The organism is Escherichia sp. WS3227_2, assembly GCF_046486495.1.
In the GTDB taxonomy this organism is placed as follows: domain Bacteria; phylum Pseudomonadota; class Gammaproteobacteria; order Enterobacterales; family Enterobacteriaceae; genus Escherichia; species Escherichia coli.
In genome coordinates this window covers 179,110-204,663 of sequence record NZ_JBJQLG010000004.1, presented here as the reverse complement: position 1 = coordinate 204,663, position 25,554 = coordinate 179,110, and the positions used below count along the sequence as shown (strand labels likewise).

Below are 25,554 nucleotides of genomic sequence, written 5' to 3'. Positions count from 1 at the left end.
GCTAACAAATTGAAATTAAACATTTAATTTTATTAAGGCAATTGTGGCACACCCCTTGCTTTGTGTTTATCAACGCAAATAACAAGTTGATAACAAAGGATGGGCTATGTCTCTACACTCTCCAGGTAAAGCGTTTCGCGCTGCACTGACTAAAGAAAATCCATTGCAGATTGTCGGCACCATCAACGCTAACCATGCGCTGCTGGCGCAGCGTGCCGGATATCAGGCGATTTATCTCTCCGGCGGTGGCGTGGCGGCAGGGTCGCTGGGGCTGCCCGATCTCGGTATTTCTACTCTTGATGACGTGCTGACAGATATTCGCCGTATCACCGACGTTTGTTCGCTGCCGCTGCTGGTGGATGCGGATATCGGTTTTGGTTCTTCTGCTTTTAACGTGGCGCGCACCGTGAAATCGATGATTAAAGCCGGTGCGGCAGGATTGCATATTGAAGATCAGGTTGGTGCAAAACGCTGTGGTCATCGCCCGAATAAAGCGATCGTCTCGAAAGAGGAGATGGTGGATCGGATCCGCGCGGCGGTGGATGCGAAAACCGATCCTGATTTTGTGATCATGGCGCGCACCGATGCGCTGGCGGTAGAGGGGCTGGATGCGGCGATTGAGCGTGCGCAGGCCTATGTTGAAGCGGGTGCCGAGATGTTGTTCCCGGAGGCGATTACCGAACTCGCCATGTACCGCCAGTTTGCCGATGCGGTGCAGGTGCCGATCCTCGCTAACATCACCGAATTTGGCGCAACACCGCTGTTTACCACCGACGAATTACGCAGCGCCCATGTCGCAATGGCGCTGTACCCACTTTCAGCGTTCCGCGCCATGAACCGCGCCGCTGAGCATGTCTACAACGTCCTGCGTCAGGAAGGGACGCAGAAAAGCGTCATCGACACCATGCAGACCCGCAACGAGCTGTACGAAAGCATCAACTACTACCAGTACGAAGAGAAGCTCGACGACCTGTTTGCCCGTAGCCAGGCGAAATAAAACACAACGAAAAATATCTCGACCCTACAAATGACGAGGACAACATGAGCGACACAACGATCCTGCAAAACAGTACCCATGTCATTAAACCGAAAAAATCTGTGGCACTATCCGGCGTTCCGGCGGGCAATACGGCGCTCTGCACCGTGGGTAAAAGCGGCAACGACCTGCATTACCGCGGCTACGATATTCTTGATCTGGCGGAACATTGCGAATTTGAAGAAGTGGCGCACCTGCTGATCCACGGCAAACTGCCGACCCGTGACGAACTCGCCGCCTACAAAACGAAACTGAAAGCCCTGCGCGGTTTACCAGCTAACGTGCGTACCGTGCTGGAAGCCTTACCCGCGGCGTCGCACCCGATGGATGTTATGCGCACCGGCGTCTCCGCGCTCGGTTGCACGCTGCCAGAAAAAGAGGGTCATACCGTCTCTGGCGCGCGGGATATTGCCGACAAACTGCTGGCGTCACTTAGCTCGATTCTTCTCTACTGGTATCACTACAGCCACAACGGCGAACGCATCCAGCCGGAAACCGATGACGACTCCATCGGCGGTCACTTCCTGCATCTGCTGCACGGCGAAAAGCCATCGCAAAGCTGGGAAAAGGCGATGCATATTTCGCTGGTGCTGTACGCCGAACACGAGTTTAACGCCTCCACCTTTACCAGCCGGGTGATTGCGGGCACCGGCTCTGATATGTATTCCGCGATTATTGGCGCGATTGGTGCACTGCGCGGGCCGAAGCACGGCGGGGCGAATGAAGTGTCGCTGGAGATCCAGCAACGCTACGAAACGCCGGACGAAGCCGAAGCCGATATCCGCAAGCGGGTGGAAAACAAAGAAGTGGTCATTGGTTTTGGTCATCCGGTTTATACCATCGCCGACCCGCGTCATCAGGTGATCAAACGCGTGGCGAAGCAGCTCTCGCAGGAAGGCGGCTCGCTGAAGATGTACAACATCGCCGATCGCCTGGAAACGGTGATGTGGGAAACGAAAAAGATGTTCCCCAATCTCGACTGGTTCTCCGCTGTTTCCTACAACATGATGGGCGTTCCCACCGAGATGTTCACACCACTGTTTGTTATCGCCCGTCTCACTGGCTGGGCGGCGCACATTATCGAACAACGTCAGGACAACAAAATTATCCGTCCTTCCGCCAATTATGTTGGACCGGAAGACCGCCAGTTTGTCGCGCTGGATAAGCGCCAGTAAACCTCTACGAATAACAATAAGGAAACGTACCCAATGTCAGCTCAAATCAACAACATCCGCCCGGAATTTGATCGTGAAATCGTTGATATCGTCGATTACGTCATGAACTACGAAATCAGCTCCAGAGTGGCCTACGATACCGCCCATTACTGCCTGCTCGACACTCTCGGCTGCGGTCTGGAAGCTCTCGAATACCCGGCCTGTAAAAAACTGCTGGGGCCAATTGTTCCTGGCACCGTCGTCCCTAACGGCGTGCGCGTCCCCGGAACTCAGTTCCAGCTCGACCCCGTCCAGGCGGCATTTAACATCGGCGCGATGATCCGTTGGCTCGATTTCAACGATACCTGGCTGGCGGCGGAGTGGGGCCATCCTTCCGACAACCTCGGCGGCATTCTGGCAACGGCGGACTGGCTTTCGCGCAACGCGGTCGCCAGCGGCAAAGCGCCGTTGACCATGAAACAGGTGCTGACCGCAATGATCAAAGCCCATGAAATTCAGGGCTGCATCGCGCTGGAAAACTCCTTTAACCGCGTCGGCCTCGACCACGTTCTGTTAGTGAAAGTGGCTTCCACCGCCGTGGTCGCCGAAATGCTCGGCCTGACCCGCGAGGAAATCCTCAACGCTGTTTCGCTGGCGTGGGTGGACGGTCAGTCGCTGCGCACCTATCGCCATGCGCCGAACACCGGCACGCGTAAATCCTGGGCGGCGGGCGATGCCACTTCCCGCGCGGTACGTCTGGCACTGATGGCGAAAACGGGCGAAATGGGTTACCCGTCAGCCCTGACTGCGCCTGTGTGGGGCTTCTACGACGTCTCCTTCAAAGGTGAGTCGTTCCGCTTCCAGCGCCCGTACGGTTCTTACGTGATGGAAAATGTGCTGTTCAAAATCTCCTTCCCGGCGGAGTTCCACTCCCAGACGGCAGTTGAAGCAGCGATGACGCTCTATGAACAGATGCAGGCAGCAGGCAAAACGGCGGCAGATATCGAAAAAGTGACCATTCGCACCCACGAAGCCTGTATTCGCATCATCGACAAAAAAGGACCGCTCAATAACCCGGCAGACCGCGATCACTGCATTCAGTACATGGTGGCGATCCCGCTGCTGTTCGGATGCTTAACGGCGGCAGATTACGAGGACAACGTTGCGCAAGATAAACGCATTGACGCCCTGCGCGAGAAGATCAATTGCTTTGAAGATCCGGCGTTTACCGCTGACTACCACGACCCGGAAAAACGCGCCATCGCCAATGCCATAACCCTTGAGTTCACCGACGGCACACGATTTGAAGAAGTGGTGGTGGAGTACCCAATTGGTCATGCTCGCCGCCGTCAGGATGGTATTCCGAAACTGGTCGATAAATTCAAAATCAATCTCGCGCGCCAGTTCCCGACTCGCCAACAGCAGCGCATTCTGGAGGTTTCTCTCGACAGAGCTCGCCTGGAACAGATGCCGGTCAATGAGTATCTCGACCTGTACGTCATTTAAGCAAACAGCGGTAAGGCGTAAGTTCAACAGGAGAGCATTATGTCTTTTAGCGAATTTTATCAGCGTTCGATTAACGAACCGGAGCAGTTCTGGGCCGAGCAGGCCCGGCGTATTGACTGGCAGACGCCCTTTACGCAAACGCTCGATCACAGCAATCCGCCGTTTGCCCGTTGGTTTTGTGAAGGCCGAACCAACTTGTGCCACAACGCTATCGACCGCTGGCTGGAGAAACAGCCAGAGGCGCTGGCGCTGATTGCCGTCTCTTCGGAAACAGAAGAAGAGCGCACCTTTACCTTCCGCCAGTTACATGACGAAGTGAATGCGGTGGCCTCAATGCTGCGCTCGCTGGGTGTGCAGCGCGGCGATCGGGTGCTGGTGTATATGCCGATGATTGCCGAAGCACATATTACTCTGCTGGCTTGCGCGCGCATTGGCGCTATTCACTCGGTGGTGTTTGGGGGATTTGCCTCGCACAGCGTGGCGGCGCGAATTGATGATGCTAAACCGGTGCTGATTGTCTCGGCTGATGCCGGAGCGCGCGGTGGCAAAATCATTCCTTATAAAAAATTGCTCGACGATGCGATAAGTCAGGCGCAGCACCAGCCACGCCATGTTTTGCTGGTGGATCGCGGGCTGGCGAAAATGGCACGCGTCAGCGGGCGGGATGTCGATTTCGCGTCGTTGCGCCATCAACACATCGGCGCGCGGGTACCGGTGGCGTGGCTGGAATCCAACGAAACCTCCTGCATTCTCTACACCTCCGGCACGACCGGCAAACCTAAAGGCGTGCAGCGTGACGTTGGCGGATATGCGGTGGCGCTGGCGACCTCGATGGACACCATTTTTGGCGGCAAAGCGGGCGGTGTGTTCTTTTGTGCTTCGGATATCGGCTGGGTGGTGGGGCATTCGTATATCGTCTACGCGCCGCTGCTGGCGGGGATGGCGACTATCGTTTACGAAGGATTACCGACCTGGCCGGACTGCGGCGTGTGGTGGAAAATCGTCGAGAAATATCAGGTTAGCCGCATGTTCTCAGCGCCGACCGCCATTCGCGTGCTGAAAAAATTCCCTACCGCTGAAATTCGCAAACACGATCTCTCGTCGCTGGAAGTGCTCTATCTGGCTGGAGAACCGCTGGACGAGCCGACCGCCAGTTGGGTGAGCAATACGCTGGATGTGCCGGTCATCGACAACTACTGGCAGACCGAATCCGGCTGGCCGATTATGGCGATTGCTCGCGGTCTGGACGACAGGCCGACGCGTCTGGGAAGCCCCGGCGTGCCGATGTATGGCTATAACGTGCAGTTGCTCAATGAAGTCACCGGCGAACCGTGCGGCGTCAACGAGAAAGGGATGCTGGTGGTGGAAGGGCCGCTGCCGCCGGGGTGTATTCAGACCATTTGGGGCGACGACGACCGCTTTGTGAAGACGTACTGGTCGCTGTTTTCCCGTCCGGTGTACGCCACTTTTGACTGGGGTATCCGCGATGCTGACGGTTATCACTTTATTCTCGGGCGCACTGACGATGTGATTAACGTTGCCGGGCATCGGCTGGGGACGCGCGAGATTGAAGAGAGTATCTCCAGTCATCCGGGCGTTGCCGAAGTGGCGGTGGTTGGGGTGAAAGATGCGCTGAAAGGGCAGGTGGCGGTGGCGTTTGTCATTCCGAAAGAGAGCGACAGTCTGGAAGACCGTGAGGTGGCGCACTCGCAAGAGAAGGCGATTATGGCGCTGGTGGACAGCCAGATTGGCAACTTTGGCCGCCCGGCGCACGTCTGGTTTGTCTCGCAATTGCCGAAAACGCGATCCGGAAAAATGCTGCGCCGCACGATCCAGGCGATTTGTGAAGGACGCGATCCTGGGGATCTGACGACCATTGATGATCCTGCGTCATTGGATCAGATCCGCCAGGCGATGGAAGAGTAGGTTGTTGTCGGATGCGTCGCGTGGCGCATTCGACACCATGCGCCGATGCCAGATGCGACGCTGACGCGTCTTATCATACCTACCCACTGTTTTTACACCGATAATTTTTCCCCCACCTTTTTGCACTCATTCATATAAAAAATATATTTCCCCACGAAAACGATTGCTTTTTATCTTCAGATGAATAGAATGCGGCGGATTTTTTGGGTTTCAAACAGCAAAAAGGGGGAATTTCGTGTCGCAAGATAACAACTTTAGCCAGGGGCCAGTCCCGCAGTCGGCGCGGAAAGGGGTATTGGCATTGACGTTCGTCATGCTGGGATTAACCTTCTTTTCCGCCAGTATGTGGACCGGCGGCACTCTCGGAACCGGTCTTAGCTATCATGATTTCTTCCTCGCAGTCCTCATCGGTAATCTTCTCCTCGGTATTTACACTTCATTTCTTGGTTACATTGGCGCAAAAACCGGCCTGACCACTCATCTTCTTGCTCGCTTCTCGTTTGGTGTTAAAGGCTCATGGCTGCCTTCACTGCTGCTGGGCGGCACTCAGGTTGGCTGGTTTGGCGTTGGCGTGGCGATGTTTGCCATTCCGGTGGGCAAGGCAACTGGGCTGGATATTAATTTGCTGATTGCCGTTTCCGGTTTACTGATGACCGTCACCGTCTTCTTTGGCATTTCGGCGCTGACGGTTCTTTCGGTCATTGCAGTTCCGGCTATCGCCTGTCTTGGCGGTTATTCCGTGTGGCTGGCCGTTAACGGCATGGGCGGCCTGGACGCATTAAAAGCGGTCGTTCCCGCACAACCGTTAGATTTCAATGTCGCGCTGGCGCTGGTTGTGGGGTCATTTATCAGTGCGGGCACGCTCACCGCTGACTTTGTCCGGTTTGGTCGTAATGCCAAACTGGCGGTGCTGGTGGCGATGGTGGCCTTTTTCCTCGGCAACTCGTTGATGTTTATTTTCGGTGCAGCGGGCGCGGCGGCACTGGGGATGGCGGATATCTCTGATGTGATGATTGCTCAGGGTCTGCTGCTGCCTGCGATTGTGGTGCTGGGGCTGAATATCTGGACCACCAACGATAACGCGCTCTATGCGTCGGGCTTAGGTTTCGCCAACATTACCGGGATGTCGAGCAAAACCCTTTCGGTAATCAACGGTATTATCGGTACGGTCTGCGCACTATGGCTGTATAACAATTTTGTCGGCTGGCTGACCTTCCTTTCGGCAGCTATTCCTCCGGTAGGGGGCGTGATCATCGCTGACTATCTGATGAACCGTCGCCGCTATGAGCACTTTGCGACCACGCGTATGATGAGTGTCAATTGGGTGGCGATTCTGGCGGTCGCCTTGGGGATTGCCGCAGGCCACTGGTTACCGGGTATTGTTCCGGTCAACGCGGTATTAGGTGGCGCGCTGAGCTATCTGATCCTTAACCCGATTTTGAATCGTAAAACGACAGCAGCAATGACGCATGTGGAGGCTAACAGTGTCGAATAACGCTTTACAAACAATTATTAACGCCCGGTTACCAGGCAAAGAGGGGCTGTGGCAGATTCATCTGCTGGACGGAAAAATCAGCGCCATTGATGCGCAATCCGGCGTGATGCCCGTAACTGAAAACAGCCTGGATGCCGAACAAGGTTTAGTTATACCGCCGTTTGTGGAGCCGCATATTCACCTGGACACCACGCAAACCGCCGGACAACCGAACTGGAATCAGTCCGGCACGCTGTTTGAAGGCATTGAACGCTGGGCCGAGCGCAAAGCGTTATTAACCCATGACGATGTGAAACAACGCGCATGGCAAACGCTGAAATGGCAGATTGCCAACGGCATTCAGCATGTACGTACCCATGTCGATGTTTCGGATGCAACGCTGACCGCGCTGAAAGCAATGCTGGAAGTGAAGCAGGAAGTCGCGCCGTGGATTGATCTGCAAATCGTCGCCTTCCCGCAGGAAGGGATTTTGTCGTATCCCAACGGTGAAGCGTTGCTGGAAGAGGCGTTACGCTTAGGGGCAGACGTAGTGGGGGCGATTCCGCATTTTGAATTTACCCGTGAATACGGCGTGGAGTCGCTGCATAAAACCTTCGCCCTGGCGCAAAAATACGACCGTCTCATCGACGTTCACTGTGATGAGATCGATGACGAACAGTCGCGCTTTGTCGAAACCGTTGCTGCCCTGGCGCACCGTGAAGGCATGGGCGCGCGAGTCACCGCCAGCCACACCACGGCAATGCACTCCTATAACGGGGCGTATACCTCACGCCTGTTCCGCTTGCTGAAAATGTCCGGTATTAACTTTGTCGCCAACCCGCTGGTCAATATTCATCTGCAAGGACGTTTCGATACGTATCCAAAACGTCGCGGCATCACGCGCGTTAAAGAGATGCAGGAGTCCGGCATTAACGTCTGCTTTGGTCACGATGATGTCTTCGATCCGTGGTATCCGCTGGGAACGGCAAATATGCTGCAAGTGCTGCATATGGGGCTGCATGTTTGCCAGCTGATGGGCTACGGGCAGATTAACGATGGCCTGAATTTAATCACCCACCACAGTGCCAGGACGTTGAATTTGCAGGATTACGGCATTGCCGCCGGAAACAGCGCCAACCTGATTATCCTGCCGGCTGAAAATGGGTTTGACGCGCTGCGCCGTCAGGTTCCGGTGCGCTATTCGGTACGTGGCGGTAAGGTGATTGCCAGCACCCAACCAGCACAAACCACCGTATATCTGGAGCAGCCAGAAGCCATCGATTACAAACGGTAATTTCCTCTGCGTTGAAGAGCCACTGACCTGTGTCAGTGGCTACCGTGATTCATGCCCGCCAACATCCGCACATTCTTCCAACGCCATGTGTAAAAATGCCTTCGCGGCGGCTGTCTGCCAGCTATTTTTCCGCCGCAACAAAACCGCCGTTCTCTCCAGTAACGGTGGGGCAAGGGAAATCGCTTTAAGCCCGTCATGTTGTGTGGCAATCGCTGCTGGTAACAATGTGGAAAGGGAAGTGCGGCGAATCAACTCCAGAACCGCGCTAATTGAGTTCGCCTCAATGACCACCTGTGGATGTAGCCCCGCTTTCTCGCAGTAGTGGTCAATTTGCTCTCTGGTGGCAAATTCCGCGCTGAGCAGGACCAGTTTTTCATCATGCAAGCGACTCAACGCCACCTGTTCACAGGCAGCCAGCGGATGATGTTGCGCCACGACTAACGCTAAACTTTCTGTCAGTAAAGGAATTGCCTCCAGCTCCGGCGAATGCACAGGCGCGAAGGCAATCCCAACGTCCAACTCGTCGCGACAAAGCAGATCTTCGATTTTCTCCTGCGACATTTCCTGTAGCTGGAGCGTGATGCCGGGGTAGCGCGCATAGAAATCCGCCATTAAAGGGCCGATAAAGTAGCTTGTAAAGGTGGGAGTGACGGCGATACGCAGCGATCCTCGCGTCAGATCGGCAACATCATGAATCGCCCGTTTACCCGCCCCCAGTTCCTGTAACGCCCGGCTGGCGTACTGTCGCCAGACTTCTCCTGCATCAGTGAGACGAATCGTTCGCCCACTACGGTCAAACAGCGGCACGCCTAAACTTTCCTCTAACTGGCGAATCTGCTGGGAAAGTGCTGGCTGGGAGACGTGCAACGCACTGGCTGCACGGGTGAAGCTGCCATGTTCAGCCACGGCAAGAAAATAATTGATATGTCGAGAGAGCATTCGCCAACCTATAAGTAAATCCAATAGAATTCATCATAAATGAGACTTTTACCTTATGACAATCGGCGAGTAGTCTGCCTCTCATTCCAGAGACAGACAGAGGTTAACGGTGAAAGAGATTATTGATGGATTCCTTAAATTCCAGCGCGAGGCATTTCCGAAGCGGGAAGCCTTGTTTAAACAGCTGGCGACACAGCAAAGCCCGCGCACCCTTTTTATCTCCTGCTCCGACAGCCGTCTGGTCCCTGAGCTGGTGACGCAACGTGAGCCTGGCGATCTGTTCGTTATTCGCAACGCGGGCAATATCGTCCCTTCCTACGGGCCGGAACCCGGTGGCGTTTCTGCTTCGGTGGAGTACGCCGTCGCTGCGCTTCGGGTATCTGACATTGTGATTTGCGGTCATTCCAACTGTGGCGCGATGACCTCCATTGCCAGCTGTCAGTGCATGGACCATATGTCTGCCGTCTCCCACTGGCTGCGTTATGCCGATTCAGCCCGCGTCGTTAATGAGGCGCGCCCGCATCCCGATTTACCGTCAAAAGCTGCGGCGATGGTACGTGAAAACGTCATTGCTCAGTTGGCTAATTTGCAAACTCATCCATCGGTGCGCCTGGCGCTCGAAGAGGGGCGGATCGCCCTGCACGGCTGGGTCTACGACATTGAAAGCGGCAGCATCGCAGCTTTTGACGGCGCAACCCGCCAGTTTGTGCCACTGGCCGCTAATCCTCGCGTTTGTGCCATACCGCTACGCCAACCGACCGCAGCGTAACCTTATTTTTAAACCATCAGGAGATCCACCATGATTCAGTCGCAAATTAACTGCAATATTCGTCTTGATCTTGCCGATGCCATTTTGCTCAGCAAAGCTAAAAAAGATCTCTCATTTGTCGAGATTGCCGACGGCACCGGTCTGGCAGAAGCCTTTGTAACCGCGGCTTTGCTGGGGCAGCAGGCGCTTCCTGCCGACGCCGCCCGCCTGGTCGGGGCGAAGCTGGATCTCGACGAAGACGCCATTCTACTGTTGCAGATGATTCCACTGCGTGGCTGCATTGATGACCGTATTCCAACCGACCCAACGATGTATCGTTTCTATGAAATGTTGCAGGTGTACGGCACAACCCTGAAAGCGTTGGTTCATGAGAAGTTTGGCGATGGCATTATCAGCGCGATTAACTTCAAACTCGACGTTAAGAAAGTGGCGGACCCGGAAGGTGGCGAACGTGCGGTTATTACCTTAGATGGCAAATATCTGCCGACCAAACCGTTCTGACAGCCATGCGCAACCATCAAAAGACGTTCACGATACTGCTGGTTCTGGTGCTGATTGGTCTTAATATGCGACCACTGCTCACCTCTGTTGGGCCACTGCTACCGCAATTGCGCCAGGCGAGCGGAATGAGCTTTAGTGTGGCTGCCCTGTTGACCGCTCTGCCGGTGGTCACCATGGGCGGGCTGGCGCTAGCCGGAAGCTGGCTTCATCAGCATGTCAGCGAACGTCGCAGCGTCGCCATCAGTCTGTTGCTGATTGCCGTCGGTGCATTGATGCGTGAGCTTTACCCCCAAAGTGCGCTGCTGCTTAGCAGCGCACTGCTTGGTGGGGTGGGGATCGGCATCATTCAGGCGGTGATGCCTTCGGTAATTAAGCGGCGGTTTCAGCACCGTACGCCACTGGTGATGGGGCTGTGGTCCGCGGCTCTGATGGGCGGCGGTGGCCTTGGTGCCGCCATTACGCCCTGGTTAGTTCAACATAGCGAAACCTGGTATCAAACACTCGCCTGGTGGGCGCTGCCTGCCGTTGTTGCGCTCTTTGCCTGGTGGTGGCAAAGCACCCGCGAGGTCGCCTCTTCCCACAAGACAACAACCACTTCGGTTCGCGTGGTTTTCACTCCTCGCGCGTGGACGCTGGGTGTTTACTTCGGTCTGATTAACGGTGGTTACGCCAGCCTGATTGCCTGGTTACCCGCTTTCTATATTGAGATTGGTGCCAGCGCGCAGTACAGCGGTTCCTTGCTGGCATTGATGACGCTTGGGCAAGCCGCAGGAGCTTTGCTGATGCCTGCTATGGCTCGCCATCAGGATCGGCGCAAACTTTTGATGCTGGCGCTGGCGTTACAACTGGTGGGTTTCTGCGGCTTTATCTGGCTGCCGCTGCAATTGCCGGTATTGTGGGCAATGGTGTGTGGGTTAGGTCTGGGCGGCGCATTTCCGCTCTGTTTGCTGCTGGCGCTCGATCACTCTGCGCAACCGACTATTGCTGGCAAGCTGGTGGCGTTTATGCAGGGGATCGGTTTTATCATCGCCGGGCTTGCCCCGTGGTTTTCTGGCGTGCTGCGTAGTATCAGTGGCAATTACTTGATGGACTGGGCGTTTCATGCGCTGTGCGTCGTTGGGCTGATGATCATAACCCTGCGCTTTGCACCAGCACGTTTTCCGCAGCTGTGGGTCAAAGAGGCATGATGCGACGCTTGTTTCGCCAGATAATGGAAGAGTGAATTATTGTCGGATGTGCCCAATGGCGCATCCGACATTTATTTCAGTGCTTATTTAAACTGAAGGTTCAACTTTATAATCTTTGTAATAATAGTGCTTATCCCGGTCGTTTATTTCGCGAATAACCCGGCAAGGAACGCCAGCAGCCACGACGTTTGGTGGAATGTCTTTTATGACGACACTACCCGCGCCAATAACAGAATTATCCCCGATGGTGACGCCTGGATTAATGACCACATGACTTCCGATCCAGACGTTATTGCCAATCGTTATCGGAAAAGAGTACATCTCACCGTTTTTTCTCAATTCATGGTGTACAGGGTGTCCCGTAACGGAAAGAGTAACATTGGGAGCAATCAGTACGTTATCACCGATTGTTACCGTGTAGTCATCGACAATGGTTAAATTAAAATTTGCATAAAAATTGCGGCCTATATGGATGTTGGAACCGTAAGAGAAATAGACGGGAGGTTCTATCCAGGCGTTTTCCCCTACCGTGGCAAACATATCTTTAAGCAGGCTTTCTCTTTTTTCAACTTCTGATGGATGCGAGTGATTAAACTCATACATTAACGTTTTCCCACGAAGTCTTTTTTCCGGTAAGCCTTCGCACATATCGGTAAATAGCTTGCCTGCTTTTATTCTTTCGGTCATTGGCATGTTCATTGCGATCATTCCGTCCTGATATGTTGGTCGGATAAGGCGCTCGCGCCGCATCCGACATTAATTGCTTAAGCGACTTCATTCACCTGACGACGCAGTAGAGAAAGCGGACCGGGGCCGCTAAGCGTGAACACGGAAATTAAGGTGAAGCCCAACGCCACCAGACCCAGCACCAGATAAGCGCCCTGGAAACCGATGCTTTCATACATATTGCCCGCCAGTACAGACATAAAAATCATCGCCAGTTGCTTAAAGAAGCAGAAACAGACCAGATAAATCGTCGCTGAAAAACGCACTTCAAACTGGCTGGTAATATATTTAAAGCAGCCCACCAGCAGGAACGGTACTTCAAACATATGCAGCGTTTTCAGAATAACCACTTCCAGCGCTGAGGTGGCGAACGATGAGCCAATAATACGTACAGACATAATAGTGCCAGCCAGCAGCAGGGCGTTTTTCCCACCGATGCGATTAATGATCAGTGGCGCAAAGAACATAATCGAGGCGTTAAGTAATTCGCCCATTGTCGTTACGTAGCCAAATACCCGCGTACCCTGTTCACCGGTAGCAAAGAACGAAGTAAAGAAATTAGCAAACTGTTGGTCAAAAACATCGTAGGTGCAGGAAACGCCAATAACATACAGTGACAAAAACCACAGTTTTGGCTGTCTGAACAGTTCCAGCGCCAGCTTAAGGCTAAATGCCGAATGGTTGGCACCTACCGCATTGGCAACCGTGGCGGAAGAGGGCGCATCCGTTTTGGCGAAAAAGAGCAAAACGGCGAGGATGAGTGCACAGCCAGAACCCAGCCAGAAAACAAACTGATTATTGATGGTGAACATGATGCCGACAATCGAGGCACACAGCGCCCAGCCAACACAGCCAAACATCCGCGCGCGACCAAATTCGAAATTACTGCGACGGCTGACTTTCTCGATAAATGCCTCTACTGCTGGCGCACCGGCGTTAAAACAAAAGCCAAGATAAATACCACCAACAATCGATCCTACTAAAATGTTGTATTGTAACAGTGGCCCGAAGATAAAAATAAAGAACGGCGCAAACATCACTAACATGCCGGTAATAATCCACAGCAGGTATTTGCGCAGCCCGAGTTTGTCAGAAAGCAGACCAAACAGCGGTTGGAATAATAGCGAGAACAGAGAAATAGCAGCAAAAATAATACCCGTATCACTTTTGCTGATATGGTTGATGTCATGTAGCCAAATCGGGAAAAACGGGAAGTAGGCTCCCATGATAAAAAAGTAAAAGAAAAAGAATAAACCGAACATCCAAAAGTTTGTGTTTTTTAAATAGTACATAATGGATTTCCTTACGCGAAATACGGGCAGACATGGCCTGCCCGGTTATTATTATTTTTGACACCAGACCAACTGGTAATGGTAGCGACCGGCGCTCAGCTGGAATTCCGCCGACACTGACGGGCTCCAGGAGTCGTCGCCACCAATCCCCATATGGAAACCGTCGATATTCAGCCATGTGCCTTCTTCGGCGTGCAGCAGATGGCGATGGCTGGTTTCCATCAGTTGTTGTTGGCTGTAGCGACTGATATTGAACTGGAAGTCGCCGCGCCACTGGTGTGGGCCATAATTCAATTCGCGCGTCCCGCAGCGCAGACCGTTTTCGCTCGGGAAGACGTACGGGGTATACATGTCTGACAATGGCAGATCCCAGCGGTCAAAACAGGCGGCAGTAAGGCGGTCGGGATAGTTTTCTTGCGGCCCTAATCCGAGCCAGTTTACCCGCTCTGCGACCTGCGCCAGCTGGCAGGTCAGGCCAATCCGTGCCGGATGCGGTGTATCGCTCGCTACTTCAACATCAACGGTAATCGCCATTTGACCACTACCATCAATCCGGTAGGTTTTCCGGCTGATAAATAAGGTTTTCCCCTGATGCTGCCACGCGTGAGCGGTCGTAATCAGCACCGCGTTGGCAAGTATATCTGCCGTGCACTGCAACAACGCCACTTCGGCCTGGTAATGGCCCGCCGCCTTCCAGCGTTCGACCCAGGCGTTAGGGTCAATGCGGGTCGCTTCACTTACGCCAATGTCGTTATCCAGCGGTGCGCGGGTGAACTGATCGCGCAGCGGCGTCAGCAGTTGTTTTTCATCGCCAATCCACATCTGTGAAAGAAAGCCTGACTGGCGGTTAAATTGCCAACGCTTATTACCCAGCTCGATGCAAAAATCCATTTCGCTGGTGGTCAGATGCGGGATGGCGTGGGACGCGGCGGGGAGTGTCACGCTGAGGTTTTCCGCCAGACGCCACTGCTGCCAGGCGCTGATGTGTCCGGCTTCTGACCATGCCGTCGCGTTCGGTTGCACTACGTGTACCGTAAGCCAGAGTTGTCCGGCGCTCTCCGGCTGCGGTAGTTCAGGCAGTTCAATTACCTGTTTACCTTGTGGAGCGACATCCAGAGGCACTTCACCGCTTGCCAGCGGCTTGCCATCCAGTGCCACCGTCCAGTGCAGGAGCTCGTTATCGCTATGACGGAACAGGTATTCGCTGGTCACTTCGATGGTTCGCCCGGATAAACGGAACTGGAAAAACTGCTGCTGGTGTTTTGCTTCCGTCAGCGCCGGATGCGGCGTGCGGTCGGCAAAGACCAGACCGTTCATGCAGAACTGGCGATCGTTTGGCGTATCGCCAAAATCACCGCCGTAAGCTGACCACGGGTTGCCGTTTTCATCATATTTAATCAGCGACTGATCCACCCAGTCCCAGACGAAGCCGCCCTGTAAACGGGGGTACTGACGAAATGCCTGCCAGTATTTAGCGAAGCCGCCAAGACTGTTACCCATCGCGTGGGCATATTCGCAAAGGATCAGCGGGCGCAGTTCTCCAGGCAGCGAAAGCCATTTTTTGATGGACCACTTCGGCACAGCCGGGAAGGGCTGGTCTTCATCCACGCGCGCGTACATCGGGCAAATAATATCGGTGGCCGTGGTGTCGGCTCCGCCGCCTTCATACTGCACCGGGCGGAAAGGATCGACAGATTTGATCCAGCGATACAGCGAGTCGTGATTAGCGCCGTGGCCTGATTCATTCCCCAGCGACCAGATGATCACACTCGGGTGATTACGATCGCGCTGCACCATTCGCGTTACGCGTTCGCTCATCGCTGGTAGCCAGCGCGGATCATCGGTCAGACGATTCATTGGCACCATGCCGTGGGTTTCAATATTGGCTTCATCCACCACATACAGGCCGTAGCGGTCGCACAACGTGTACCACAGCGGATGATTCGGATAATGCGAACAGCGCACGGCGTTAAAGTTGTTCTGCTTCATCAGCAGGATATCCTGCACCATCGTCTGCTCATCCATGACCTGACCATGCAGAGGATGATGCTCGTGACGGTTAACGCCGCGAATCAGCACCGGCTTGCCGTTCAGCAGCAGGAGACCATTTTCAATCCGCACTTCGCGGAAACCGACATCGCAGGCTTCTGCTTCAATCAGCGTGCCGTCGGCGGTGTGCAGTTCAACCACCGCACGATAGAGATTCGGGATTTCGGCGCTCCACAGCGCCGGGTTTTCGACGTTCAGACGTAGTGTGACGCGATCGGCATAACCACCACGCTCATCGATAATTTCACCGCCGAAAGGCGTGGTGCCGCTGGCGACCTGCGTTTCACCCTGCCACAAAGAAACCGTCACCCGCAGCTCATCGCGCAGTTCGCCGCACATCTGAACTTCTGCCTCCAGTACCGCGCGGCTGAAATCATCATTAAAGCGAGTGGCAACATGGAAATCGCTGATTTGTGTGGTCGGTTTGTGCAGCAACGAGACGTCACGGAAAATGCCGCTCATCCGCCACATATCCTGATCTTCCAGATAACTGCCGTCACTCCAGCGCAACACCATCACCGAGAGGCGGTTTTCTCCGGCGCGTAAAAATGCGCTCAGGTCAAATTCAGACGGCAAACGGCTGTCCTGGCCGTAACCGACCCAGCGCCCGTTGCACCACAGATGAAACGCCGAGTTAACACCATCAAAAATAATTCGCGTCTGGCCTTCCTGTAGCCAGCATTCATCAATATTAAATGTGAGCGAGTAACAACCCGTCGGATTCTCCGCGGGAACAAAAGGCGGATTGACCGTAATGGGATAGGTCACGTTGGTGTAGATGGGCGCATCGTAACCGTGCATCTGCCAGTTTGAGGGGACGACGACAGTATCGGCCTCAGGAAGATCGCACTCCAGCCAGCTTTCCGGCACCGCTTCTGGTGCCGGAAACCAGGCAAAGCGCCATTCGCCATTCAGGCTGCGCAACTGTTGGGAAGGGCGATCGGTGCGGGCCTCTTCGCTATTACGCCAGCTGGCGAAAGGGGGATGTGCCGCAAGGCGATTAAGTTGGGTAACGCCAGGGTTTTCCCAGTCACGACGTTGTAATACGACGGCCAGTGAATCCGTAATCATAGTCATAGCTGTATCCTGTGTGAAATTGTTATCCGCTCACAATTCCACAGAACATACGAGCCGGACGCATAAAGTGTAAAGCCTGGGGTGCCTAATGAGTGAGCTGACTCACATTAATTGCGTTGCGCTCACTGCCCGCTTTCGAGTCGGGAAATTTGTCGCGCCAGCTGCATTAAAGAATCTGCCAACGCCTGGGGAGAAGCGGTTTGCGTATTGGGCGGAAGGGTGGTTTTTCTTTTCACCAGTGAGACGGGCAACAGCTGATTGCCCTTCACCGCCTGGCCCTGAGAGAGTTGCAGCAAGCGGTCCACGCTGGTTTGCCCCAGCAGGCGAAAATCCTGTTTGATGGTGGTTAACGGCGGGATATAACACGAGCTGTCTTCGGTATCGTCGTATCCCACTACCGAGATATCCGCACCAACGCGCAGCCCGGACTCGGTAATGGCGCGCATTGCGCCCAGCGCCATCTGATCGTTGGCAACCAGCATCGCAGTGGGAACGATGCCCTCATTCAGCATTTGCATGGTTTGTTGAAAACCGGACATGGCACTCCAGTCGCCTTCCCGTTCCGCTATCGGCTGAATTTGATTGCGAGTGAGATATTTATGCCAGCCCGCCAGGCGCAGACGTGCCGAGACAGAACTTAATGGACCTGCTAACAGAGCGATTTGCTGGTGACCCAATGCGACCAGATGCTCCACGCCCAGTCGCGTACCGTCTTCATGGGAGAAAATAATACTGTTGATGGGTGTCTGGTCAGAGACATCAAGAAATAACGCCGGAACATTAGCGCAGGCTGCTTCCACAGCAATGGCATCCTGGTCATCCAGCGGATAGTTAATGATCAGCCCACTGACGCGTTGCGCGAGAAGATTGTGCACCGCCGCTTTACAGGCTTCGACGCCGCTTCGTTCTACCATCGACACCACCACGCTGGCACCCAGTTGATCGGCGCGAGATTTAATCGCCGCGACAATTTGCGACGGTGCGTGCAGGGCCAGACTGGAGGTGGCAACGCCAATCAGCAACGACTGTTTGCCCGCCAGTTGTTGTGCCACGCGGTTGGGAATGTAATTCAGCTCCGCCATCGCCGCTTCCACTTTTTCCCGCGTTTTCGCAGAAACGTGGCTGGCCTGGTTCACCACGCGGGAAACGGTCTGATAAGAGACACCGGCATACTCTGCGACATCGTATAGCGTTACTGGTTTCACATTCACCACCCTGAATTGACTCTCTTCCGGGCGCTATCATGCCATACCGCGAAAGGTTTTGCGCCATTCGATGGTGTCAACGTAAATGCATGCCGCTTCGCCGTCCGGCCACCAGAATAGCCTGCGATTCAACCCCTTCTTCGATCTGTTTTGCCACCCGTTGTAGCGCCGGAAGATGCTTTTCCGCTGCCTGTTCAATGGTCATTGCGCTCGCCATATACACCAGATTCAGACAGCCAATCACCCGTTGTTCACTGCGCAGCGGTACGGCAATAGAGGCGATCTTTTCTTCTTGATCCCAGCCGCGGTAGTTCTGTCCGTACCCCTCTTTGCGCGCGCGCGCCAGAATGGCTTCCAGCTTTAACGGTTCCCGTGCCAGTTGATAGTCATCACCGGGGCGGGAGGCTAACATCTCGATTAATTCCTTGCGTTCTTGTTCGGGGCAAAAGGCCAGCCAGGTCAGGCCCGAGGCGGTTTTCAGAAGCGGTAACCGTCGCCCGACCATTGCCCGGTGAAAGGATAAGCGGCTGAAACGGTGGGTGGTTTCGCGTACCACCATTGCATCAACATCCAGGGTGGACACATCTGTTGGCCAAACCACTTCGCGCAACAGATCACCCAGCAATGGGGCCGCCAGTGCAGAAATCCACTGTTCGTCACGAAATCCTTCGCTTAATTGCCGCACTTTGATGGTCAAACGGAAACTATCATCGGAGGGACTACGCCGGACATATCCCTCTTCCTGCAGCGTCTCCAGCAGTCGCCGCACAGTGGTGCGATGCAGGCCGCTGAGTTCCGCCAGCAGCCCGACGCTGGCACCGCCGTCAAGTTTATTTAACATATTTAATAACATTAGACCGCGGGTTAAGCCGCGTACGGTTTTGTATTCCGTCTGCTCATTGTTCTGCATATTAATTGACATTTCTATAGTTAAAACAACGTTGTGCACCTGGTGCACATTCGGGCATGTTTTGATTGTAGCCGAAAACACCCTTCCTATACTGAGCGCACAATAAAAAATCATTTACATGTTTTTAACAAAATAAGTTGCGCTGTACTGTGCGCGCAACGGCATTTTGTCCGAGTCGTGAGGTACTGAAATGGCAATACAACACCCTGACATCCAGCCTGCTGTTAACCATAGCGTTCAGGTGGCGATCGCTGGTGCCGGTCCGGTCGGGCTGATGATGGCGAACTATCTCGGCCAGATGGGCATTGACGTGCTGGTGGTGGAGAAACTCGATAAGTTGATCGACTACCCGCGTGCGATTGGTATTGATGACGAGGCGCTGCGCACCATGCAGTCGGTTGGCCTGGTCGATAATGTTCTGCCGCACACTACGCCGTGGCACGCGATGCGTTTTCTCACCCCAAAAGGTCGCTGTTTTGCTGATATTCAGCCAATGACCGATGAATTTGGCTGGCCGCGCCGTAACGCCTTTATTCAGCCTCAGGTCGATGCGGTGATGCTGGAAGGATTGTCGCGTTTTCCGAATGTGCGCTGCCTGTTTTCCCGCGAGCTGGAGGCCTTCAGCCAGCAAGATGACGAAGTGACCTTGCACCTGAAAACGGAAGAAGGGCAGCGGGAAACGGTCAAAGCCCAGTGGCTGGTGGCCTGTGATGGTGGGGCAAGTTTTGTCCGTCGCACTCTGAATGTGCCGTTTGAAGGTAAAACTGCGCCAAATCAGTGGATTGTGGTAGATATCGCCAACGATCCGTTAAGTACGCCGCATATCTATTTGTGTTGTGATCCGGTGCGCCCGTATGTTTCTGCCGCGCTGCCTCATGCGGTACGTCGCTTTGAATTTATGGTGATGCCGGGAGAAACCGAAGAACAGCTGCGTGAGCCGCAAAATATGCGCAAGCTGTTAAGCAAAGTGCTGCCTAATCCGGACAATGTTGAATTGATTCGCCAGCGTGTCTACACCCACAACGCGCGACTGGCGCAACGTTTTCGTATTGATCGCGTACTGCTGGCGGGCGATGCCGCGCACATCATGCCGGTATGGCAGGGGCAGGGCTATAACAGTGGCATGCGCGACGCCTTTAACCTCGCATGGAAACTGGCGTTGGTTATCCAGGGGAAAGCCCGCGATGCGCTGCTCGATACCTATCAACAAGAACGTCGCGATCACGCCAAAGCGATGATTGACCTGTCCGTGACGGCGGGCAACGTGCTGGCTCCGCCGAAACGCTGGCAGGGTACGTTACGTGACGGCGTTTCCTGGCTGTTGAATTATCTGCCGCCAGTAAAACGCTACTTCCTCGAAATGCGCTTCAAGCCGATGCCGCAATATTACGGCGGTGCGCTGGTGCGTGAGGGCGAAGCGAAGCACTCTCCGGTCGGCAAGATGTTTATTCAGCCGAAAGTCACGCTGGAAAACGGCGACGTGACGCTGCTCGATAACGCGATCGGCGCGAACTTCGCGGTAATTGGCTGGGGATGCAATCCACTGTGGGGGATGAGCGACGAGCAAATCCAGCAGTGGCGCGCGTTGGGCACACGCTTCATTCAGGTGGTGCCGGAAGTGCAAATTCATACCGCACAGGATAACCACGACGGCGTACTACGCGTGGGCGATACGCAAGGTCGCCTGCGTAGCTGGTTCGCACAACACAATGCTTCGCTGGTGGTGATGCGCCCGGATCGCTTTGTTGCCGCCACCGCCATTCCGCAAACTCTGGGTAATACGCTGAATAAACTGGCGTCGGTAATGACGCTGACCCGCCCTGATGCCGACGTTTCTGTCGAAAAGGTAGCCTGATATGCACGCTTATCTTCACTGTCTTTCCCACTCGCCGCTGGTGGGGTATGTCGACCCGGCACAAGAGGTACTCGATGAGGTCAATGGCGTGATTGCCAGCGCCCGCGAGCGTATTGCGGCTTTCTCCCCTGAACTGGTGGTGCTGTTTGCGCCAGATCACTACAACGGCTTTTTCTATGACGTGATGCCACCGTTCTGTTTAGGCGTTGGAGCGACGGCAATTGGTGATTTCGGCAGTGCGGCAGGTGAGCTGCCCGTGCCTGTGGAGCTGGCGGAGGCCTGTGCGCATGCCGTCATGAAGAGCGGAATCGATCTTGCCGTTTCTTACTGTATGCAGGTGGACCACGGGTTCGCCCAGCCGCTGGAGTTCCTGCTCGGCGGGCTGGATAAGGTGCCAGTTCTGCCTGTGTTCATCAACGGTGTCGCCACGCCGCTGCCCGGTTTCCAGCGTACCCGCATGTTGGGTGAAGCCATTGGACGTTTCACCAGCACTCTCAATAAACGCGTGCTGTTCCTGGGTTCCGGTGGGCTTTCCCATCAGCCGCCGGTGCCCGAACTGGCGAAAGCCGATGCCCATATGCGCGACCGTCTATTGGGGAGCGGGAAAGATTTACCCGCCAGTGAGCGCGAATTGCGTCAGCAACGGGTGATTAGCGCCGCTGAGAAGTTTGTTGAGGATCAGAGAACGCTGCATCCGCTCAACCCGATTTGGGATAACCAGTTCATGACTTTGCTGGAGCAGGGACGCATACAGGAACTGGATGCCGTCAGTAACGAAGAGCTTTCTGCTATTGCCGGAAAGTCGACACATGAAATCAAAACCTGGGTCGCCGCTTTTGCCGCTATTTCTGCGTTTGGCAACTGGCGTAGCGAAGGGCGTTATTACCGCCCAATCCCGGAGTGGATTGCCGGATTTGGCTCGTTAAGCGCCAGAACAGAGAACTGAATATGCAGGAGAAGATGATGAGTTATCAGCCACAAACCGAAGCCGCCACCAGCCGTTTTCTGAATGTAGAAGAAGCGGGTAAAACGCTGCGCATCCATTTTAATGACTGCGGACAAGGCGACGAAACCGTTGTCCTGCTGCACGGTTCCGGCCCGGGTGCTACTGGCTGGGCGAACTTCAGCCGCAATATCGATCCGCTGGTAGAGGCGGGCTATCGGGTGATCCTGCTGGATTGCCCGGGTTGGGGTAAGAGCGATTCGATCGTTAATAGTGGTTCGCGATCGGATCTTAATGCGCGAATCCTGAAAAGCGTGGTGGATCAACTGGATATCGCCAAAATCCACCTGCTGGGCAACTCGATGGGCGGCCACAGTTCTGTGGCGTTCACCCTTAACTGGCCGGAGCGCGTCGGCAAACTGGTGCTGATGGGCGGCGGTACGGGCGGTATGAGTTTGTTTACGCCGATGCCAACCGAAGGTATTAAGCGACTGAATCAGCTTTATCGTCAGCCGACTATCGAAAACCTGAAGCTGATGATGGATATCTTCGTTTTTGATACCAGCGATTTGACCGACGCCCTGTTTGAAGCGCGCCTGAATAATATGCTGTCGCGCCGCGATCACCTGGAAAACTTCGTTAAGAGCCTGGAAGCCAATCCGAAACAGTTCCCGGATTTTGGCCCACGTCTGGCGGAAATCAAAGCGCAAACCCTGATTGTCTGGGGGCGCAACGACCGCTTTGTGCCGATGGATGCGGGTCTGCGTCTGCTGTCCGGCATTGCCGGTTCTGAACTGCATATCTTCCGCGACTGTGGTCACTGGGCGCAGTGGGAACATGCCGACGCTTTCAATCAACTGGTGCTGAATTTCCTCGCACGCCCTTAAGGAACGGTCATGACGAAGCATACTCTTGAGCAACTGGCGGCGGATTTACGCCGCGCCGCAGAGCAGGGCGAAGCGATTGCGCCGCTGCGCGATCTGATTGGTATTGAAAACGCTAAAGCGGCCTACGCCATTCAGCGCATCAATGTGCAACATGACGTTGCGCAGGGGCGTCGCGTGGTGGGGCGTAAAGTGGGGCTGACGCATCCGAAAGTGCAGCAACAACTGGGCGTTGATCAACCGGATTTCGGGACATTATTTGCCGACATGTGTTATGGCGATAACGAAACCATTCCTTTTTCCCGTGTTCTGCAACCCCGCATTGAAGCGGAGATTGCACTGGTGTTGAACCGCGATCTACCCGCAACCGATATCACCTTCGACGAATTGTATAACGCCATTGAATGGGTACTTCCGGCGCTGGAAGTGGTGGGGAGCCGCATTCGCGACTGGTCGATTCAGTTTGTCGATACCGTGGCAGATAACGCTTCCTGTGGGGTGTATGTCATCGGCGGTCCAGCGCAACGTCCGGCGGGGTTAGACCTGAAAAACTGCGCCATGAAGATGACGCGTAATAACGAAGAGGTTTCCAGCGGGCGCGGCAGCGAATGCCTGGGACATCCGCTTAATGCCGCCGTCTGGCTGGCACGCAAAATGGCCAGTCTGGGTGAACCGCTGCGCGCCGGAGATATCATTCTTACCGGGGCATTAGGTCCGATGGTGGCGGTGAATGCGGGCGATCGTTTTGAAGCCCATATCGAAGGCATAGGTTCAGTTGCTGCGACATTTTCAAGTGCAGCCCCAAAAGGAAGTCTGTCATGAGTAAGCGTAAAGTCGCCATTATCGGTTCTGGCAACATTGGCACCGATCTGATGATTAAAATTTTGCGTCACGGTCAGCATCTGGAGATGGCGGTGATGGTCGGCATTGATCCTCAGTCCGACGGTCTGGCGCGTGCCAGACGTATGGGCGTCGCCACCACCCATGAAGGGGTGATCGGGCTGATGAACATGCCTGAATTTGCTGATATCGACATTGTATTTGATGCGACCAGCGCGGGTGCGCATGTGAAAAACGATGCCGCTTTGCGCGAAGCGAAACCGGATATTCGCTTAATTGACCTGACGCCTGCTGCCATCGGCCCCTACTGCGTGCCGGTCGTTAATCTCGAGGCGAATGTCGATCAACTGAACGTCAACATGGTCACCTGCGGCGGCCAGGCCACCATTCCAATGGTGGCGGCAGTTTCACGCGTGGCGCGTGTTCATTACGCCGAAATTATCGCTTCTATTGCCAGTAAATCTGCCGGACCTGGCACGCGTGCCAATATCGATGAATTTACAGAAACCACGTCTCGAGCCATTGAAGTGGTGGGCGGCGCGGCAAAAGGGAAGGCGATTATTGTGCTTAACCCAGCAGAGCCACCGTTGATGATGCGTGACACGGTGTATGTATTGAGCGACGAAGCTTCACAAGATGATATCGAAGCCTCAATCAATGAAATGGCTGAGGCGGTGCAGGCTTACGTACCGGGTTATCGCCTGAAACAGCGCGTGCAGTTTGAAGTTATCCCGCAGGATAAACCGGTTAATTTGCCGGGCGTGGGGCAGTTCTCCGGGCTGAAAACGGCTGTCTGGCTGGAAGTCGAAGGCGCAGCACATTATCTGCCTGCCTATGCGGGCAACCTCGACATTATGACTTCCAGTGCGCTGGCGACAGCGGAAAAAATGGCCCAGTCACTGGCGCGCAAGGCAGGAGAAGCGGCATGAACGGTAAAAAACTTTATATTTCGGACGTCACGTTGCGTGACGGTATGCACGCCATTCGTCATCAGTATTCGCTGGAAAATGTCCGCCAGATTGCCAAAGCACTGGATGATGCCCGTGTGGATTCGATTGAAGTGGCCCACGGCGACGGTTTGCAAGGTTCCAGCTTTAACTATGGTTTCGGCGCACATAGCGACCTTGAATGGATTGAAGCGGCGGCGGATGTGGTGAAGCACGCCAAAATCGCGACGTTGTTGCTGCCAGGAATCGGCACTATTCACGATTTGAAAAATGCCTGGCAGGCTGGCGCGCGGGTGGTTCGTGTGGCAACGCACTGTACCGAAGCCGATGTTTCCGCCCAGCATATTCAGTATGCCCGCGAGCTCGGAATGGACACCGTTGGTTTTCTGATGATGAGCCATATGACCACGCCGGAGAATCTCGCAAAGCAGGCAAAGCTGATGGAAGGCTACGGTGCGACCTGTATTTATGTGGTGGATTCTGGCGGTGCGATGAACATGAGCGATATCCGTGACCGTTTCCGCGCCCTGAAAGCAGAGCTGAAACCAGAAACGCAAACCGGCATGCACGCTCACCATAACCTGAGTCTTGGCGTGGCGAACTCTATCGCGGCGGTGGAAGAGGGCTGCGACCGAATCGACGCCAGCCTCGCGGGAATGGGCGCGGGCGCAGGTAACGCGCCGCTGGAAGTGTTTATTGCCGCCGCGGATAAACTGGGTTGGCAGCATGGGACCGATCTCTATGCGTTAATGGATGCCGCTGACGACCTGGTGCGTCCGTTGCAGGATCGTCCGGTACGAGTCGATCGCGAAACGCTGGCGCTGGGATACGCCGGTGTTTACTCGAGCTTCCTGCGTCACTGTGAAACGGCGGCGGCGCGTTATGGCTTAAGCGCGGTGGATATTCTCGTTGAGTTGGGCAAACGCCGGATGGTTGGCGGCCAGGAGGATATGATCGTCGACGTGGCGCTGGATCTGCGCAACAACAAATAATGATGACTGCCGAGAACGTGCATTTTGTATGCCCATCCCAGCACGACT

General features: G+C 54.7%; 21 protein-coding genes. 15 read left to right on the top strand and 6 right to left on the bottom strand.

The window, feature by feature from the left end:
* Positions 1 to 106 precede the first annotated feature (106 nt).
* From prpB to codA, 6 genes are all read left to right on the top strand, one after another.
* Complete coding sequence (gene prpB, locus ACJHXB_RS07690; protein WP_000052204.1) at positions 107 to 997, top strand: methylisocitrate lyase; 891 nt, start codon at positions 107 to 109, stop codon at positions 995 to 997.
* A 44-nt stretch (positions 998 to 1,041) separates the two neighbouring features.
* Positions 1,042 to 2,211, top strand: coding sequence for a 2-methylcitrate synthase (prpC, locus tag ACJHXB_RS07685; RefSeq protein WP_001285910.1), 1,170 nt, complete (start codon positions 1,042 to 1,044; stop codon positions 2,209 to 2,211).
* Between the two features lie 33 nt (positions 2,212 to 2,244).
* Complete coding sequence (gene prpD / locus ACJHXB_RS07680; protein WP_001275892.1) at positions 2,245 to 3,696, top strand: 2-methylcitrate dehydratase; 1,452 nt, start codon at positions 2,245 to 2,247, stop codon at positions 3,694 to 3,696.
* A gap of 39 nt (positions 3,697 to 3,735) precedes the next feature.
* Positions 3,736 to 5,622 (top strand): propionate--CoA ligase, encoded by a 1,887-nt coding sequence (gene prpE / locus ACJHXB_RS07675; RefSeq protein WP_000010274.1) that lies wholly within the window; start codon positions 3,736 to 3,738, stop codon positions 5,620 to 5,622.
* 235 nt (positions 5,623 to 5,857) lie between these two features.
* The gene (gene codB / locus ACJHXB_RS07670) at positions 5,858 to 7,117 is read left to right on the top strand and encodes a cytosine permease (RefSeq protein WP_000076233.1); all 1,260 of its coding nucleotides are present in this window, start codon (positions 5,858 to 5,860) and stop codon (positions 7,115 to 7,117) included.
* A complete protein-coding gene (gene codA, locus ACJHXB_RS07665; RefSeq protein ID WP_001469424.1) occupies positions 7,107 to 8,390 on the top strand; it encodes a cytosine/isoguanine deaminase in 1,284 nt (427 codons plus the stop codon). Before codB ends, codA begins: the two co-directional genes overlap by 11 nt.
* 39 nt (positions 8,391 to 8,429) lie before the next feature.
* Here codA and cynR read toward each other — a convergent pair whose 3' ends face one another.
* Positions 8,430 to 9,329 (bottom strand): transcriptional regulator CynR, encoded by a 900-nt coding sequence (gene cynR / locus ACJHXB_RS07660; protein WP_000952486.1) that lies wholly within the window; start codon positions 9,327 to 9,329, stop codon positions 8,430 to 8,432.
* A gap of 109 nt (positions 9,330 to 9,438) precedes the next feature.
* Between cynR and cynT the strand changes: the two genes are divergently transcribed.
* From cynT to cynX, 3 genes are read left to right on the top strand one after another with little or no spacing between them, the layout of a single operon-like run.
* Positions 9,439 to 10,098, top strand: coding sequence for a carbonic anhydrase CynT (gene cynT / locus ACJHXB_RS07655; RefSeq protein ID WP_000658660.1), 660 nt, complete (start codon positions 9,439 to 9,441; stop codon positions 10,096 to 10,098).
* A 30-nt stretch (positions 10,099 to 10,128) separates the two neighbouring features.
* On the top strand, positions 10,129 to 10,599 hold the full coding sequence (gene cynS / locus ACJHXB_RS07650; RefSeq protein ID WP_000616235.1) for a cyanase: 471 nt from the start codon (positions 10,129 to 10,131) through the stop codon (positions 10,597 to 10,599).
* Positions 10,600 to 10,604: 5 nt separating this feature from the next.
* A complete protein-coding gene (gene cynX, locus ACJHXB_RS07645; RefSeq protein WP_001244045.1) occupies positions 10,605 to 11,786 on the top strand; it encodes a cyanate transporter CynX in 1,182 nt (393 codons plus the stop codon).
* 87 nt (positions 11,787 to 11,873) lie between these two features.
* On the opposite strand, the gene lacA is transcribed toward cynX, so the two are convergent.
* From lacA to ACJHXB_RS07620, 5 genes are all read right to left on the bottom strand, one after another.
* On the bottom strand, positions 11,874 to 12,485 hold the full coding sequence (gene lacA / locus ACJHXB_RS07640; protein WP_024185241.1) for a galactoside O-acetyltransferase: 612 nt from the start codon (positions 12,483 to 12,485) through the stop codon (positions 11,874 to 11,876).
* 65 nt (positions 12,486 to 12,550) lie between these two features.
* Positions 12,551 to 13,804, bottom strand: coding sequence for a lactose permease (lacY, locus tag ACJHXB_RS07635; RefSeq protein WP_000291549.1), 1,254 nt, complete (start codon positions 13,802 to 13,804; stop codon positions 12,551 to 12,553).
* A 51-nt stretch (positions 13,805 to 13,855) separates the two neighbouring features.
* The gene (gene lacZ / locus ACJHXB_RS07630) at positions 13,856 to 16,930 is read right to left on the bottom strand and encodes a beta-galactosidase (protein ID WP_000177890.1); all 3,075 of its coding nucleotides are present in this window, start codon (positions 16,928 to 16,930) and stop codon (positions 13,856 to 13,858) included.
* Positions 16,931 to 17,052: 122 nt separating this feature from the next.
* Positions 17,053 to 18,135 carry a DNA-binding transcriptional repressor LacI gene (gene lacI / locus ACJHXB_RS07625; protein WP_000805887.1) on the bottom strand — a complete coding sequence of 361 codons (1,083 nt, stop codon included), beginning with the start codon at positions 18,133 to 18,135 and terminating at the stop codon, positions 17,053 to 17,055.
* Between the two features lie 76 nt (positions 18,136 to 18,211).
* A complete protein-coding gene (locus ACJHXB_RS07620; protein WP_001309295.1) occupies positions 18,212 to 19,045 on the bottom strand; it encodes a DNA-binding transcriptional regulator in 834 nt (277 codons plus the stop codon).
* Between the two features lie 190 nt (positions 19,046 to 19,235).
* On the opposite strand from ACJHXB_RS07620, the gene ACJHXB_RS07615 reads away from it, so the two are divergent.
* The 6 genes from ACJHXB_RS07615 to mhpE are packed head-to-tail and all read left to right on the top strand — an operon-like array spanning position 19,236 to position 25,506.
* Positions 19,236 to 20,900, top strand: coding sequence for a bifunctional 3-(3-hydroxy-phenyl)propionate/3-hydroxycinnamic acid hydroxylase (locus tag ACJHXB_RS07615; RefSeq protein WP_001007421.1), 1,665 nt, complete (start codon positions 19,236 to 19,238; stop codon positions 20,898 to 20,900).
* 1 nt (position 20,901) lies between these two features.
* Positions 20,902 to 21,846, top strand: a complete 945-nt coding sequence (mhpB, locus tag ACJHXB_RS07610; RefSeq protein ID WP_000543457.1) for a 2,3-dihydroxyphenylpropionate/2,3-dihydroxicinnamic acid 1,2-dioxygenase — start codon at positions 20,902 to 20,904, stop codon at positions 21,844 to 21,846.
* Between the two features lie 17 nt (positions 21,847 to 21,863).
* Positions 21,864 to 22,730, top strand: coding sequence for a 2-hydroxy-6-oxonona-2,4-dienedioate hydrolase (gene mhpC / locus ACJHXB_RS07605; RefSeq protein ID WP_000121898.1), 867 nt, complete (start codon positions 21,864 to 21,866; stop codon positions 22,728 to 22,730).
* A 9-nt stretch (positions 22,731 to 22,739) separates the two neighbouring features.
* Positions 22,740 to 23,549 (top strand): 2-keto-4-pentenoate hydratase, encoded by an 810-nt coding sequence (gene mhpD, locus ACJHXB_RS07600; RefSeq protein WP_000160745.1) that lies wholly within the window; start codon positions 22,740 to 22,742, stop codon positions 23,547 to 23,549.
* A complete protein-coding gene (gene mhpF / locus ACJHXB_RS07595) occupies positions 23,546 to 24,496 on the top strand; it encodes an acetaldehyde dehydrogenase (protein WP_000044314.1) in 951 nt (316 codons plus the stop codon). Before mhpD ends, mhpF begins: the two co-directional genes overlap by 4 nt.
* The gene (gene mhpE / locus ACJHXB_RS07590; RefSeq protein ID WP_001013499.1) at positions 24,493 to 25,506 is read left to right on the top strand and encodes a 4-hydroxy-2-oxovalerate aldolase; all 1,014 of its coding nucleotides are present in this window, start codon (positions 24,493 to 24,495) and stop codon (positions 25,504 to 25,506) included. The genes mhpF and mhpE overlap by 4 nt, the downstream gene beginning before the upstream one ends.
* Positions 25,507 to 25,554: the final 48 nt, after the last annotated feature.